We start from the raw sequence: 14,751 nt of genomic DNA, 5'->3' as shown, positions 1-14,751 counted from the left end.
GCCGAGTCCGCAAGCCTCAGACCAGCCAGGCGACGACGAACACGCCCACCATCGCGAAGGCGATGGCGACCTTGGCGACCATGCCCAGCAACAGCCCCAGGCCGGTGGCCAGGCCGACCTGCATCGCACGCTGCTCGTCGCGCCGCGCCAGGTATTCGCCGGCCGCGGCGCCGACGAAAGGCATGAAGAGCACGCCGACGAAGCCCGCCAGCAGCCCGGCGACGGTGCCGATGGCCGCGCCGATCAGCGCCTGCGGGCTGGCGCCGACACGTTTGGCGCCCATCAGGGCGGCGACATAGTCCAGCGCCCAGGCCAGCACGGCCATCAGGCCGAGCACGATGACGGTGTAGACGCCGACCCGCTCGTAGCCGTCGATCCAGGCGCCCAGCCACACGCCGGCAAACACCAGTGCCGTGCCCGGCAGGACCGGCAGCACGGTACCCACCAGGCCCACGAGCATCAGCAGGACGGCGAGCACCCACAGCACAACGATCGACATCGGGACCTTCCGGGAATAGGCAGTGCCAGGCACGTGGGGTACGCCCCGCCGCTTTCAAGGGCTGTCCGACAGGCTCTGGGGGATTGGACCTGCGCGTTTGGAGCCGGGCCACTCCTCGCGCACACTCGGCTCCTCGACAGTTCTCACAAGAGGAAACACTCCGATGAAATCCGGCTGGCTCGTCGCGCTCGCCGCTTCGCTCGCGCTCACGCTCGCGCCTGACCTCAGCGAAGCCAAACGCATGGGCGGCGGCAAGTCCTCCGGCATGCAGCGCAGCATGCCCGATCGCACCGCCCCGGCACCCACGCCGGCCAAGCCGGCGCAGCCTGGTCAGGCCGCGCCGAACCAGGCCGCCCCGACGCAGGCCGGCGCGGCCGCTGGCGCCGCTGCCGCCGCGGGCAAACGCTCGTGGCTGGGCCCGATCGCCGGCATCGCCGCCGGCCTGGGCCTGGCCGCCCTGATGAGCCACCTTGGGTTGGGGGCGGAGTTCGCCAACTTCCTGACGATCGCGCTGCTGGCCATCGTGGCGTTCTTCGTCATCCGCTTCCTGCTGCGCCGCTTCGGCCCACGCCCGGCCGCCACGCCGGCGGCTGCCGGTGTCGGCGCGATGCGCACCGCCTCGAACGACTGGACGCCGCCGCCGGCCCCGGTGGCACCGTTGCCCTCCGCAGCCCCGCTGGCGTCCGCCACCACGGCCGAGCGCACGCTCGCGCCGGCCTTCGTTCCGGCGGCCTTCGACAGCGAGAGCTTCGAGCGCACCGCGAAGACGATCTTCGTACGCCTGCAGGCGGCCAACGACGCCTCGGACCTGGACGACCTGCGCCGTTTCACGACGCCGGAGATGTTCGCCGAGCTGAAGATGGACGTCCAGGAACGTGGCAGCGCGCCCCAGACCACCGACGTGATCCAGGTCGACGCGCGTGTCGTCGACGTCGCCGAGGACGACGGTCGCCAGATCGTCAGCGTGCGCTACGTCGGCCAGGTGCGCGAGGAAGCCGGCGCCGAGCCGGTGGCCTTCGACGAGGTCTGGCACCTGGTCAAGCCGCTCGCAGACGACAGCCGCGGCTGGGCCATCGCCGGCATCGAGCAGATGGCGGCCAAGACCTGAGGCACTCCCCGCCTCGACAATGAACCGGCCCCGCGGGGCCGGTTTTCTTTTGTGCGGCGCTCAGAACGGGCGCCGCTGCCAGCCCTCGGGCGTGGCTTGCAGGCGTTCGTCGAGCGCCAGCGCCGCGAGGAAAGCCTCGTCGTGCGAGACGACGACGAGCGCGCCGCGCCAGCTGCGCAGCATGGCTTCCAGCGCTTCGAGCGCGGCGACGTCCAGGTGGTTGCCGGGTTCGTCGAGCAGCAGCAGGCGCGCCGGCTCGTCGGCCAGCAGCGCCCGGGCCAGCGCGAGCTTCAGGCGTTCGCCGCCGCTCAGCGCGTCGCAGGGTGTCGCCAGCGTCGCCGTGCCCAGGCCGAGTTGTGCCAGCCGGGTGCGCAGCTCCGCCTCGGGCCTCTGCCGGCAGGCGTCCTGAATGCGTTCGAGCGCGCTGCCCGGGCCGTCGAAGCCGGCCAGGCGCTGGTCCAGCCAGGCCTGAACGACAGGGCGCTCCACCCGCCCGGCCCGCGGCGCGAGACGCCCGGCCAGCACCTGCAGCAGCGTCGACTTGCCGCAGCCGTTGGGACCGCAGACCGCCAGCCGGGCGACGCCGTGCAGCCTGAGCTGCAGCCGGGCCAGCGGCGCAGCGACGAACGGCAGCTCGCCGTCGAACGCCAGCACCTCGTGCGGCAGCACCGCCGGCGGCAACGGCGGCACGACGATGGCCACGTCGGCCGCGACACGGCTCGCAGCCACCCGCACCGCTCCGGCCAGCTCGGCGCGCACCGCCTCGTGGCGCTGGCGCATGCGGCCGGCGCTGTCTTCGCTGCGCTCCTGGCGGAAGTCGAGCACGCACCTGGGCTGGCTGCCGTCGGCGCGCTCCTGGCGCGCCTGCGACTGCCGGCGCTGCTGGCGCTCGGCTTCCCGCTGCAGCCGCGCGGCGGTCTGGCGACGTTCGAGCTTGCGGCGCTCCAGCTCCGCTTCGGCCTGGGCTCGCTGCGCGTCGCGGCGTTCGACGTAGAAGCTCCAGCCGCCGCCGTGGCGCTGCAGGCCCAGCGGCGACAGCTCGACGAGGCTCTCCATCGTCTCCAGCAGCTCGCGGTCGTGGCTGATGACGAGCAGGCCGCCGCGCCAGCGCAGCAACTGCGCGAGCAAGGCCCGGCGACCTTCGCGGTCGAGGTGGTTGCTGGGCTCGTCGAAGATCAGGAAGTCGGCGTCGGCGAGCCAGGCGCCGGCCAGCGCGGCACGCATCGCCTGGCCGCCGCTGAGCGTGGCCGCCGGCGTCTCGGGCGGCAAGGCCGGCAGGCCGGCGTATGCGAGTTCGGCCTGCAGGCGCTGGCGCAGGTCCCAGCGGTCGGCGAGTCGGGCCAGGTCGTGTTCGTCGCCCTCGCCGGCTTCGAGCCGCTGCAGCGCCGCCAGCGCCTCGTGCACGCCGGCAAGCTGCGCCAGCGTCGCACCGGGCGCCGGCGCGAGCTGCTGCGCGAGGCGGAAAACCCGCCCCTGGCGGCGCACCCGGCCGCTGGACGGCACGAGTTCGCCGGCCAGCAAGCGGCCCAGCACGCTCTTGCCGATGCCGTTGCGGCCGACGAGGCCGGTGCGGCGGCGGTCGAAGGTTTCGTGGAGGTCGGCAAACAGCGGCCGGCCGTCGGCGAGCAGAAAACCGACGCCGTCCAGCGCCAGCAGAGGATCCGTCATTCCAGGCTCCGATCGATGCATTCGGTCCTCCGGTGATCCGGAGGGGCGAAAGCCGTCATGCAGACGGCGGCATCAATGGCGCATGGGTGCGGACTCCTGGTTCAGGCCGGCCAAGCCGGCGGCACGCATTCTGCGCGGGAGAACCGGCACGGCGGCCGAGTCTCCCGCATGACTTCAGCCCAGCGAACGACGCGCGTTGCGGAACATGCGCATCCACGGGCTGAACACGCTCTTGTCACCCGAGGTCCAGCTCATCTGGACGTTGCGGAAGACACGCTCCGGGTGCGGCATCAGCGCGGTGAAGCGGCCGTCGGCGGTGGTCACCGAGGTCAGGCCGTCGGGGCTGCCGTTCGGGTTGGCCGGATAGGCCTCGGTCGGCCGGCCGCGGTGGTCGACGAAACGCATCGCACGCAGCACCTTGGCGGCGTCACCGCGCTGCGAGAAGTCGGCGAAACCTTCACCGTGCGCGACGGCGATCGGAATGCGGCTGCCGGCCATGCCTTCGAAGAAGACGCTGGGGCTCGCCAGCACCTCGACGAGCGACAGCCGGGCCTCGAACTGCTCGCTCTTGTTGCGCGTGAACTTGGGCCAGTGCTCGGCGCCCGGGATCATCGGCGACAGCGCGGCCAGCATCTGGCAGCCGTTGCACACGCCCAGCGCGATCGTGTCCGGCCGCGCGAAGAAGGCCGCGAACTGCGCTTCCAGCACCGGGTTGAACAGGATCGAGCGCGCCCAGCCTTCGCCGGCGCCCAGCGTGTCGCCGTAGCTGAAGCCGCCGCAGGCGACGAAGGCCTGGAAGCCGTCGAGGCGCGCGCGCCCAGCCTGCAGGTCGCTCATGTGCACGTCGTAGGTGTCGAAGCCCGCCTGGTGCATCGCGTAGCTCATCTCGACGTGCGAGTTGACGCCCTGCTCGCGCAGGATCGCGATCTTCGGCCGCGCGACGTTGACGAAGGGTGCGGCGACGTCTTCGGCCGGGTCGAACGTCAGGTGCACATGCAGGCCCGGATCGTCGGCCGCGGCGACGCTGGCGTGTTCGCTGTCGGCGCTCTCCGGGTTGTCGCGCTCGCGCGCGATGCGCCAGCTGACCTCGTCCCACTGCTTCAGCAGGTCCGCCAGCGGGGCGCCGAACTGCAGCTGGGTGTCGCGCCAGACCTCGACCGCGCCGCGCTCGTTGGTCTTGCCGATGACGTGCGTGTCCCGGGACAGGCCGTGGGCGCGCAGCACCGCGATCGCGGCGTCGCGCTGTTCACGCGGCACCTGCAGCACGACGCCGAGCTCCTCGTTGAACAAGGCCTTGAGCGTCAGCTCCTTGCGGCGCTCGGCGACCTGGGCGGCCCAGTTCTTCGAGTCGCCGACGTCGGCGCGGCTGTCGGCGATGCCGTCGCCTTCGGTGACCAGGATGTCGACGTTCAGGCTGACGCCGACGTGGCCGGCGAAGGCCATCTCGCAGACCGCGGCCCAGAGGCCGCCGTCGCTGCGGTCGTGATAGGCCAGCAGCGTGCCGGCCGCGCGCAGCTCGTTGATCGCGGCGACCAGCGCCTTCAGGCGGGCCGGGTCGTCGAGGTCAGGCACGCGGTCGCCGAAGCCGCCCAGCACCTGGGCCAGCATCGAGCCGCCCAGGCGGTTCTGGCCGCCGCCCAGGTCGACGAGCAGCAGCGTGGTGTCCCCCTGCTGGAGCTGCGGCGTCAGCGTGCCGCGCACGTCGTCCAGCGTCGCGAAGGCGCTGGCGATCAGCGACACCGGCGCGGTGACCTGGCGCGTCTCGCCGCCGTCGCTCCAGCGCGTTTTCATCGACAAGGAGTCCTTGCCGACCGGGATGCCGACGCCCAGCGCCGGGCACAGCTCCAGGCCGACGGCCTTGACGGTGTCGTACAGCGCCGCGTCTTCACCGGGCTCGCCGCAGGCGGCCATCCAGTTGGCGCTGAGCTTGACGCGCGACAGCTCGATCGGCGCGGCCAGCAGGTTCAGGATGGCCTCGGCCACGGCCATGCGGCCCGAGGCCGGCGCGTCCAGCGCGGCCAGCGGCGTGCGCTCGCCCATGGACATGGCTTCGCCGCGGAAGCCGGCGTAGTCGGCCAGCGTCACAGCGCAGTCGGCCACCGGCAGCTGCCAGGGGCCGACCATCTGGTCGCGGTGGCTCAGGCCGCCCACGGTGCGGTCGCCGATCGTGATCAGGAAACGCTTGCTGGCGACCGTCGGGTGGCGCAGCACGTCCAGCGCCACCTGCTCCAGCTTCACACCGGTCAGGTCCAGCGGCGCTTCGCGGCGTTCGACGCGCGTCACGTCGCGGTGCATCTTCGGCGGCTTGCCCAGCAGCACGTCCATCGGCATGTCGATGACGGCTTCGCAGCCGTCCTCGACGACCAGCTCACGCTCGGCGGTGGCGACGCCGACGACGGCGAAGGGGCAGCGCTCGCGCACGCACATCGCCTCGAAGGCTTCGAGCTTGTCGGGCGCGATGGCCAGGACGTAGCGCTCCTGGCTCTCGTTGCACCAGATCTCCTTGGGCGCCAGGCCGGTCTCTTCCAGCGGCACCTTGCGCAGGTCGAAGCGGGCGCCCTGCCCGGCGCCGTCGACCAGTTCGGGGAAGGCGTTGCTGATGCCGCCGGCGCCGACGTCGTGGATCGCGACGATCGGGTTGGCTTCGCCCAGCGCCCAGCAGTGGTTGATGACCTCCTGCGCGCGGCGCTGGATCTCGGGGTTGCCACGCTGCACCGAGTCGAAATCGAGCGCCGCGGCGTTGGTGCCGGCGGCCATCGAGCTGGCGGCGCCGCCGCCCATGCCGATGCGCATGCCCGGGCCGCCGAGCTGCACCAGCAGCGTGCCGGCGCCGAAGGGCAGCTTGTGCGTCTGGCTGTCGGCGATGGCGCCGATGCCGCCGGCGATCATGATCGGCTTGTGGTAGCCGCGCTGCACGCCGGCCACCGTCTGCTCGTAGACGCGGAAGTAGCCGCCCAGGTTGGGCCGGCCGAACTCGTTGTTGAACGCGGCGCCGCCCAGCGGGCCCTCGGTCATGATCTGCAGGGCACTCGCGATATGGCCGGGGCGGCCGATGTCCTCGCGCTCCCAGGGCTCGGTGGTGCCCGGCAGGCGCAGGTTGCCGACCGAGAAGCCGGTGAGGCCCGCCTTGGGCTTGGCGCCGCGGCCGGTCGCGCCTTCGTCGCGGATCTCGCCGCCGGCGCCGGTGGCCGCCCCCGGGAACGGCGAGATCGCCGTCGGGTGGTTGTGCGTCTCGACCTTCATCAGCACGTGCGAGGTCTCGGCACGCGGGCCGTAGACCGGGGCGCCGGTCCAGCCCAGCGGCAGCCAGCGCTCGATGGCGCCGCCTTCCATCACCGCCGCGTTGTCGCTGTAGGCGACGATGCTGTGCTGCGGCGACACCTTCTCGGTGTGGCGGATCATGCCGAACATCGACAGCGGCTGCTTCTGGCCGTCGATCGTGAACTCGGCGTTGAAGATCTTGTGCCGGCAGTGCTCGCTGTTGGCCTGGGCGAACATCATCAGCTCGACGTCGCTCGGGTTGCGGCCGAGCTTGCCGAAGGCATCGACGAGGTAGTCGATCTCGTCGGCCGACAGCGCCAGGCCGAACTCGACATTGGCCTGCACCAGCGCCTCGCGGCCGTGGCCGAGCACGTCGACGTGGGCCAGCGGCTCGGCGGCCTGGGCGTCGAACAGGTGCGCTGCCGCGCCGCGTTCGAAGGCCACGCTCTCGGTCATGCGGTCGTGCAGCACGGCGGCCACCGCGGCACGTTCCTCGTCGGCCAGCGGCCTGGCGCCGCCGAAGAAGCCGCCCTTGACCGCCAGCCGGTACTCGGTGACCCGCTCGACGCGGTGCACGGCCAGGCCGCAGTTGTGGGCGATGTCGGTCGCCTTGCTGGCCCAGGGGCTGACGGTGCCCAGGCGCGGCATCACGACGACGAGCTCGCCGTCGGCGGGGCCGTCGTAGGGGTCGCCGACGGCCAGCAGCGCGGCCAGCCGTTCACGCGTCGCCGCGTCGGGCTCGGCGTCGAACGCGGCCCAGTGGACGTGGCGGGCGGCAACGGCGCTGATGCGCGGACAGGCCGACTGCAGCCGCGCGAGCAGCGAGCGGGACCGGAACGGGGAGAGCGCGTTGCCGCCCTCGTAGTGCAGTAGTTGCGGGGCGGAAGAAGCCATGGACCGGGATTTTACGGGGGCCGATGGGATAATCCGGGGGATGACGATTGTGATCAAGAACGCCGAAGAGATCGCGGCGATGCGCCAGGCCTGCCGCCTGGCGTCCGAAGTGCTGGACATGCTGACGCCGCACGTGCGCGCCGGCATCACGACCAAGGAGATCGACCGTCTGGCGCACGACTACATGGTCAACGTGCAGGGCGGCGTGCCGGCGACGCTGAACTACCAGCCGCCGGGCTATCCGCCCTACCCGGCCTCGCTGTGCACCTCGCTCAACGACGTCGTCTGCCACGGCATCCCCGACGAGCGGCCGCTGAAGAACGGCGACATCCTCAACATCGACGTCACGATCATCAAGGACGGCTTTCACGGCGACAACAGCCGCATGTACGTGATCGGCGAAGGCACGATCGCCGCCCGGCGCCTGGTGCAGATCACCTACGAGGCGATGTGGAAGGGCATCGTCAAGGTGCGCCCCGGTGCGCGCCTGGGCGACATCGGCCACGCGATCCAGACCTTCGCCGAGAACGCCGGCTTCTCGATCGTGCGCGAGTTCTGCGGCCACGGCGTCGGCCGCCGCTTCCACGAGGAGCCGCAGGTGCTGCACTACGGTCGCCCGGGCACGCTGGAAGAGCTGCAGCCGGGCATGATCTTCACGATCGAGCCGATGATCAACGCCGGCCGGCGCGAGATCAAGGAAGACCGCAAGGGCAACCGCCCCTACGACGGCTGGACCATCGTCACGCGTGACCGTTCGCTGTCGGCGCAATGGGAGCACACCGTGCTCGTCACCGACAGCGGCTACGAAGTGCTGACGCTGTCGGCCGGCAGCCCGCCGCCGCCGGCCTTCGTCACCGCGGCCACCGCCGCCGCCGGCTGAACGATGTCCGCGCTGCCCGAAGCGCCGGCCCGTGCTCCGGGCAGCGTCGCCGCGCTGCGTGCGCGATTCCGTGACGGCAAGGCCGCGATCGTCGGCCACTTCCGCAGCTCCCGCCCGACGAGCACCGCCGCGCGTCAGCTGCTGAAGGCGCTGGCCCGCCACGTCGACGCGACGCTGGCCGACCTGTGGACCCACGCGGGCATGCCACCCGGCGCGGCGCTGGTGGCCGTGGGCGGCTACGGGCGCGGCGAGCTGTTTCCTTGCTCCGACATCGACGTGCTGGTGCTGCTGCCGGCCGACGCCGCCGGCGGCGACGCGTTGCGTGCCGCGGTCGAAGGTTTCATCACCGCCTGCTGGGACATCGGCCTGGAGATCGGCTCGTCGGTGCGCACGCTCGACGAATGCCTGCAGGAAGCCCGGCGCGACGTCACGGTGCAGACGGCGCTGCTCGAGTCGCGCCTGATCTGCGGCGCACGCAAGCTCTACAACGGTTTGCGCGACGCGACGACGCAGGCCGTCGACGCCCCGGCCTTCCTGCGCGCCAAGACGCTGGAGATGCAGCAGCGCCACGTGAAGTACGAAGGCACGCCGTACTCGCTGGAGCCCAACTGCAAGGAAAGCCCCGGCGGGCTGCGCGACCTGCAGGTCGTCATTTGGGTGGCCCGTGCGGCCGGCCTGGGCCGAACCTGGGGCGAACTCGCCGCCAAGGGACTGGTGACGCCGTTCGAGGCCTCGCAGCTGGCGCGCCATGAAGGCACGCTGAAGCTGATCCGCGCCCGGCTGCACGTCGTCGCCGGGCGGCGCGAGGACCGCCTCGTCTTCGACCTGCAGACCGCCGTGGCCGAGAGCTTCGGCTACCACCCGACCAAGGGCCAGCGCAGCTCCGAGGTGCTGATGCACCGCTACTACTGGGCGGCCAAGGCGGTGGCGCAGCTCAACCAGATCCTGATGATGAACATCGAGGAGCGTGTCAACGGGTCGGAGGCCGCGCCGGGCCGCCCGATCAGCGAGCGTTTCCTCGACCGCGCCGGCATGCTGGAAGTCGCGCGCGACGATCTGTACCTGGAACACCCGGACGCGATCCTCGAGACCTTCCTCGTCTTCGCGCAGGAGCCCGGCATCCAGGGGCTGTCCTCGCGCACGCTGCGCGCGCTCTACAACTCGCGCAGCGTGATGGACGGGCGCTTCCGGCGCGACCCGAGGAACCGGGCGCTGTTCATGCAGATCCTGCGCCAGCCCACCGGGCTGACACACGCCTTCCGGCTGCTGAACTCGACGTCGGTGCTCGGCCGCTACCTGTGGGTGTTCCGGCGCATCGTCGGGCGCATGCAGCACGACCTGTTCCACGTCTACACCGTGGACCAGCACATCCTGATGGTGCTGCGCAACGTGCGCCGCTTCTTCATCCCGGAGCACGCGCACGAGTACCCGTTCTGCAGCCGGCTGGCCGCGCACTGGGACCACCCGGAGCTGCTCTACGTCGCGGCGCTGTTCCACGACGTGGCCAAGGGCCGCGGCGGCGACCATTCCGAGCTGGGGGCGGTCGAGGTGCGGCGTTTCTGCCGCGACCACGGCCTGTCGCGCGCCGACACGCAGCTCGTCGAGTTCCTCGTTCGCCACCACCTGACGATGAGCCGCATCGCGCAGAAGGAGGACCTGTCGGACAGCGAGGTCATCGCCTCGTTCGCGCGCCTGGTCGGCAACGAGCGCCAGCTGATCGGCCTGTACCTGCTGACGGTGGCCGACATCCGCGGCACCAGCCCGCGCGTCTGGAACGCCTGGAAGGGCAAGCTGCTGGAGGACCTGTTCCGCCTGACGCTGCGGGCACTGGGCGGCTCGCACCCCAACATCGACGCCGAGATCGAGGCCCGCATGCACGAGGCGCGGCAGATCCTGGCGCTGCACACCGCGCTGCCCGGCACCGAGGAGCCGCTGTGGCGCACGCTGGAGGTCAGCTACTTCGCGCGCCACGAAGCCGCCGACATCGCCTGGCACGCACGCTCGCTGTGGCGCCACATCGAGACGCGCGAGCCGGTGGTGCGCGCGCGGCCGTCCTCGGTCGGCGACGGCCTGCAGGTGCTGGTCTATTCGCCCGACCGGCAGGACCTGTTCGCGCGCATCTGCGGCTACTTCGACGGCGCGGGCTTCAGCATCCTGGACGCCAAGATCCACACCACGCGCGCCGGCTACGCGCTCGACACCTTCCAGGTCGTCAGCACGCGGCTGGCCGACACGAGCCCGGCGGCCTACCGCGACCTGATCGCGCTGGTCGAGACCCAGGCCACGGCGGCGCTCGCCTCCGACGGCCCGCTGCCCCAGCCCAGCCAGGGCCGCGTCTCGCGCCGCGTGCGCTCGTTCCCCGTCGTGCCGCGGGTCACGCTGGCACCGGATGAACGCGCCCAGCGCTGGCTGCTGACGGTCACCGCCAGCGACCGCTCGGGCCTGCTGTACGCCATCGCCCGTGTCCTGGGGCGCCACCACATCAACCTGCAGCTCGCCAAGATCACGACGCTGGGCGAACGCGTGGAAGACACCTTCCTCGTCGACGGCCCGGCGCTGCAGCAGCCGCGCACGCAGCTGCAGATCGAGAGCGAGCTGCTCGACGCGGTCGCGGCCCCGGCATGACAGGCCGCCACGACGCCGCCGGCCGGGCGAGCCCGCCGTGAGCCTGCGCCGCATCAGCGCCGCCGAGGCCATCGCCCGGCTGGACCAGTTCAGCGCCATCGTCGACGCTCGCAGCGAGAGCGAGCACGCCGAGGACCGCCTGCCCGGCGCCGTCAACTGGCCATCGCTGAACGACGCCGAACGCGCCAGCATCGGCACCGAGTACAAGCAGGTCTCGCCCTTCGCGGCGCGCAAACGCGGCGCGATCCTGGTCGCACGCAACGTCGCCGGCCACGTCGAGCGCGAGCTGCTCGACAAGGATCGCGAGTGGCGGCCGCTGATCTACTGCTGGCGCGGCGGCCACCGTTCGGGCGCGCTGGCGCTGGTGCTCGACCAGATCGGCTTCTCGGTCACCGTACTCGAAGGCGGCTACCGCGAGTTCCGCCGCGCCGTCGTCGCTGAACTCGAGACGCTGCCGGCCCGGTTCACGCTGCAGGTCGTCGCCGGCCCGACCGGCTCGGGCAAGAGCCGGCTGCTGGGCGCGCTGGTCGCCGCCGGCGCCCAGGTGCTGGACCTGGAGGCGCTGGCCGCGCACCGCGGTTCGGTGCTGGGCCCCCTGCCCGACCAGGCACAACCGTCGCAGAAGGCCTTCGAAACCCGCATCTGGCAGGTACTGCGCGCCTTCGATCCGGCGCGCCCCGTGTTCGTCGAGGCCGAGAGCCGCACGATCGGCCGCCTGCGCGTGCCCGAGAGCCTGCTGGCACAGCTGCGCGCCGCAGCCTGCCTGGCGGTGCAGATGCCCACCGAGGCCCGCGTGCGCCTGCTGATCGAGGACTACGCCCATCTCGTCGACGACGCCGAGGCGCTGTGCGCGCTGCTGGCGCGCCTGCGCGAGCTGCGCGGCACGGCCACCGTCGAACGCTGGCAGGCGCTGGCGCGCGCCGGCGAGTTCCCGACGCTGGTGCGCGAGCTGCTGGCCGAGCACTACGACCCGATCTACGCACGCTCGACGGCACGCAACTTCGAGCGCTTCGAGCAGGCCGTGCCGGTGCTGCTGGACGACGGCGAGGCGCCGACGCTGGCACGCGCGGCGCAGGCGCTGGCGCCATGGACGGCGCCGGAAGGAGTCTTGCCGTGATCGCGGCCAAGGCGATTTCCCCGATGGTCGTGCAGACGATGGCCGCTATACCGGGAGGCGTCGCCATCCCTGGAGCGAAGACCATGCGCCACAGCACCGCACTCGAGGAATCGCGTCGTTTCGGCGTCCGGGAGATCCCGGCACTGCGCCCGCTGGGCTGGCTGGCGCGCGGCTGGAGCGACCTCGTCCGCAACCCTGCGCCCGGGCTGGTGCACGGCCTGGCGGCCGCGGCCTTCGGCGCGCTGCTGCTGGCCTTGTCGAACCAGCGCTTCTGGCTCATTGCCGGCGCATTCAGCGGCTTCCTGCTGGTCGCGCCGATCCTGGCGACCGGCCTCTACGCCGTCAGCCGCGCGCTGCAGCGCGGGCGCGTGCTCAGCGTGGCCGAATCGCTGGCCGTCTGGAAACCACGCGACGGCCGGCTCGTGGTCTTCGGGCTGCTGCTGGCATTCGCGGGCACCGGCTGGGTCCTGACCTCGGGCTCGCTGATCGTGGGCTTCGCGCCGCAGCCGATCGACGGCCCGCGGGACTTCCTGGTGCACGTCGTGCTGGCCAGGGACTCCTGGCTGTTCGAGAGCTGGCTGGTGCTGGGCGGGGCGCTGGCGGCGCCGCTGTTCGCGTCGACCGTCGTCTCGATCCCGCTGCTGCTGGACCGCGACACCGGTGTGCTGGCCGCGGTGCTGACCAGTTGGCGCGCCGTGATGCAGGATCCGCTGCCGCTGGCGATCTGGGCGGCGCTGATCCTCGTGCTGACGGCGATCGGCATGGCGCTGGCGCTGGTCGGTCTCGTCGTCGTCGTGCCCTGGCTCGCTCACGCCAGCTGGCATGCCTATCGTGACCTGGTGGACACCACCGGGATGTCGGAGCTTCCCTGAATGTTCGGTTTCACGGAAGAGCAGATCGCGCAGTTCGGCCTGACCTTCGGCGTCAGCGCCTTCATGCTCTACATGGTCTTCATCATCTTCCAGCTCGCACGCGAATCGAAGGCGGGCAAGTTCGGCGCCTTCGTGCTCTTCCTGGCCCTGGGTTTCGGCCTCGTCGGCTTCGCCGCCAAGGGCTTGATCAAGTACTTCCTGCACGGGGTCGGCGAGTGAGCACGACCACGCCCCCCATGACGGCCCTTCCGATCCAGCAGCACACCCTGTTCGAGGACGTGCAAGGCGTCGTCACCGGCGCGCTGTTCGTGGCGCTGGCACTGGTGATGTTCCGCCACGCCGGCATGCTGACCGGCGGCACGGCCGGCATGGCCTTCGTGCTGCACTACGCGACCCAGGTGTCCTTCGGTGCGGCCTTCTTCGTGCTGAACCTGCCGTTCTACTGGCTGGCCTGGAAGCGCATGGGCGCACGCTTCACGATCAAGACCTTCTGCGCGGTGGCGCTGCTGTCGCTGCTGTCCGAGCTGCTGCCGCACTGGGTGGTGCTGCAGTCGGTCGAGCCGCTGTTCGCGGCCATCGGCGGCGGCCTGCTGATGGGCACGGGCCTGCTGATCCTGTTCCGCCACAAGGCCAGCCTGGGCGGCATCAACGTGCTGGTGCTGTGGCTGCAGGAAAAACGCGGCTGGCGCGCCGGCAAGATCCAGATGGCGCTGGACATCGCGATCCTGCTGACCGCGATCCCCTGGGTCGGCGGGTGGCAGCTGGTGCTGTCGGTCATCGGCGCCGTCGCGCTGAACTTCTCGCTGGCCGTCAACCACCGCCCCGGCCGCTACGCGGCCGTCTGAAACGACGATCTGACTGGAGCCCCCTTCCGGCGGGGGCCCCGGGGAGCGCAACGGACCTCGCCATGGGTTGAGCGAAGCTCAACCCATGTGCAGCCCGCCGTTGCACGAGAAGTCGGCGCCGGTCGTGAACCCCGAGTCCGGCCCCGCCAGCCAGGCGACGACGGAGCCGATCTCCTCGGGCGTGCCCAGGCGCTTGACGGGAATCGTCGCGACGATCTTCTCCAGGATCTCGGGCTTGATCGCCCGGATCATGTCGGTGCCGATGTAGCCCGGGCTGACGGTGTTGACCGTCACGCCCTTGGCCGCGAGCTCCTGCGCCAGCGCCATCGTGAAACCGTGCATGCCGGCCTTGGCCGCCGAGTAGTTGGTCTGCCCGGCCTGGCCCTTCTCGCCATTGACCGAGCTGATCTGGATGATGCGACCCCAGCCGCGTTCCACCATCTCGGGCACCACCTGCTTGGTCACGTTGAACATGCTGTTCAGGTTGGTGTCGATGACGGCGTGCCAGTCCTCGGGCGACATCTTCAGGAACATGCGGTCGCGCGTGATGCCGGCGTTGTTGACCAGCACGTCGATCGGCCCATGCTCGGCCTTGGCCTTGCCGAAAGCCTCGACCGTCGAATCCCAGTCGGCGACGTTGCCCACCGACGCGTGGAACTCGTAACCCAGCGCGGTCTGCTCGTCGAGCCAGCGGCGGAAGTCGCGGTTGGGACCGCAGCCGGCGATGACCTTGAAGCCCTCGCGCACCAGCCGCTGGCAGATCGCTGTGCCGATGCCGCCCATGCCGCCCGTGACGTACGCAACCTTCTTTGCCATGACTTGTCTCCTGGAAGTGTTCAGCCCAATCCTGGCCGGCCGCGCAAGCGCGTGCCATCGGCAACGACACTCCTGATTAGCAACGTGCCTCAGCAGTCTCACGCAGTGAGCCAGTGAACTTCTACGCTGGCAGCACCGCTCACGAGGAGACGCTGATGGCGATGAA

Annotated in this window: 11 protein-coding genes; 7 read left to right on the top strand and 4 right to left on the bottom strand. The window is 71.2% G+C overall.

Features of this window, described 5'->3' with window-relative positions; all coding sequences use genetic code 11:
* Positions 1-16 precede the first annotated feature (16 nt).
* Positions 17-499 carry a DUF456 domain-containing protein gene (locus tag EV684_RS03260; RefSeq protein WP_132644789.1) on the bottom strand — a complete coding sequence of 161 codons (483 nt, stop codon included), beginning with the start codon at positions 497-499 and terminating at the stop codon, positions 17-19.
* Positions 500-662: 163 nt separating this feature from the next.
* Here EV684_RS03260 and EV684_RS03255 point away from each other — a divergent pair, with 163 nt between their 5' ends.
* Positions 663-1,607 carry a Tim44 domain-containing protein gene (locus EV684_RS03255; RefSeq protein ID WP_132644788.1) on the top strand — a complete coding sequence of 315 codons (945 nt, stop codon included), beginning with the start codon at positions 663-665 and terminating at the stop codon, positions 1,605-1,607.
* 60 nt (positions 1,608-1,667) lie between these two features.
* On the opposite strand, the gene EV684_RS03250 is transcribed toward EV684_RS03255, so the two are convergent.
* Together EV684_RS03250 and purL are read right to left on the bottom strand one after the other, a co-directional pair.
* Positions 1,668-3,275: an ATP-binding cassette domain-containing protein gene (locus tag EV684_RS03250; protein WP_132644787.1), complete on the bottom strand. Its 1,608-nt coding sequence runs from the start codon at positions 3,273-3,275 to the stop codon at positions 1,668-1,670.
* 174 nt (positions 3,276-3,449) lie between these two features.
* Positions 3,450-7,430, bottom strand: coding sequence for a phosphoribosylformylglycinamidine synthase (gene purL, locus EV684_RS03245; protein WP_132644786.1), 3,981 nt, complete (start codon positions 7,428-7,430; stop codon positions 3,450-3,452).
* A gap of 40 nt (positions 7,431-7,470) precedes the next feature.
* Between purL and map the strand changes: the two genes are divergently transcribed.
* The 6 genes from map to EV684_RS03215 all read left to right on the top strand — a co-directional run bounded on the left by map (position 7,471) and on the right by EV684_RS03215 (position 13,769).
* Complete coding sequence (gene map / locus EV684_RS03240; protein ID WP_132644785.1) at positions 7,471-8,310, top strand: type I methionyl aminopeptidase; 840 nt, start codon at positions 7,471-7,473, stop codon at positions 8,308-8,310.
* Positions 8,311-8,313: 3 nt separating this feature from the next.
* Positions 8,314-10,935 (top strand): [protein-PII] uridylyltransferase, encoded by a 2,622-nt coding sequence (locus tag EV684_RS03235; RefSeq protein WP_132644784.1) that lies wholly within the window; start codon positions 8,314-8,316, stop codon positions 10,933-10,935.
* 37 nt (positions 10,936-10,972) lie between these two features.
* A complete protein-coding gene (gene mnmH / locus EV684_RS03230; RefSeq protein WP_132644783.1) occupies positions 10,973-12,052 on the top strand; it encodes a tRNA 2-selenouridine(34) synthase MnmH in 1,080 nt (359 codons plus the stop codon).
* An 83-nt stretch (positions 12,053-12,135) separates the two neighbouring features.
* Positions 12,136-12,924, top strand: coding sequence for a DUF2189 domain-containing protein (locus EV684_RS03225; RefSeq protein WP_132644782.1), 789 nt, complete (start codon positions 12,136-12,138; stop codon positions 12,922-12,924).
* Positions 12,925-13,143, top strand: a complete 219-nt coding sequence (locus EV684_RS03220; RefSeq protein ID WP_132644781.1) for a DUF2788 domain-containing protein — start codon at positions 12,925-12,927, stop codon at positions 13,141-13,143.
* Positions 13,144-13,160: 17 nt separating this feature from the next.
* Positions 13,161-13,769: a YitT family protein gene (locus EV684_RS03215; RefSeq protein ID WP_132644780.1), complete on the top strand. Its 609-nt coding sequence runs from the start codon at positions 13,161-13,163 to the stop codon at positions 13,767-13,769.
* 78 nt (positions 13,770-13,847) lie between these two features.
* Here the strand turns inward: EV684_RS03215 and phbB are convergent, their stop codons facing one another.
* Complete coding sequence (phbB, locus tag EV684_RS03210) at positions 13,848-14,585, bottom strand: acetoacetyl-CoA reductase (RefSeq protein WP_132644779.1); 738 nt, start codon at positions 14,583-14,585, stop codon at positions 13,848-13,850.
* Positions 14,586-14,751: the final 166 nt, after the last annotated feature.

The organism is Rubrivivax gelatinosus (genome assembly GCF_004340905.1).
In the GTDB taxonomy this organism is placed as follows: domain Bacteria; phylum Pseudomonadota; class Gammaproteobacteria; order Burkholderiales; family Burkholderiaceae_C; genus Rubrivivax; species Rubrivivax gelatinosus.
The sequence above is the reverse complement of the archived record's forward strand: the minus strand, read 5'-3'. Positions and strand labels throughout refer to the sequence as shown.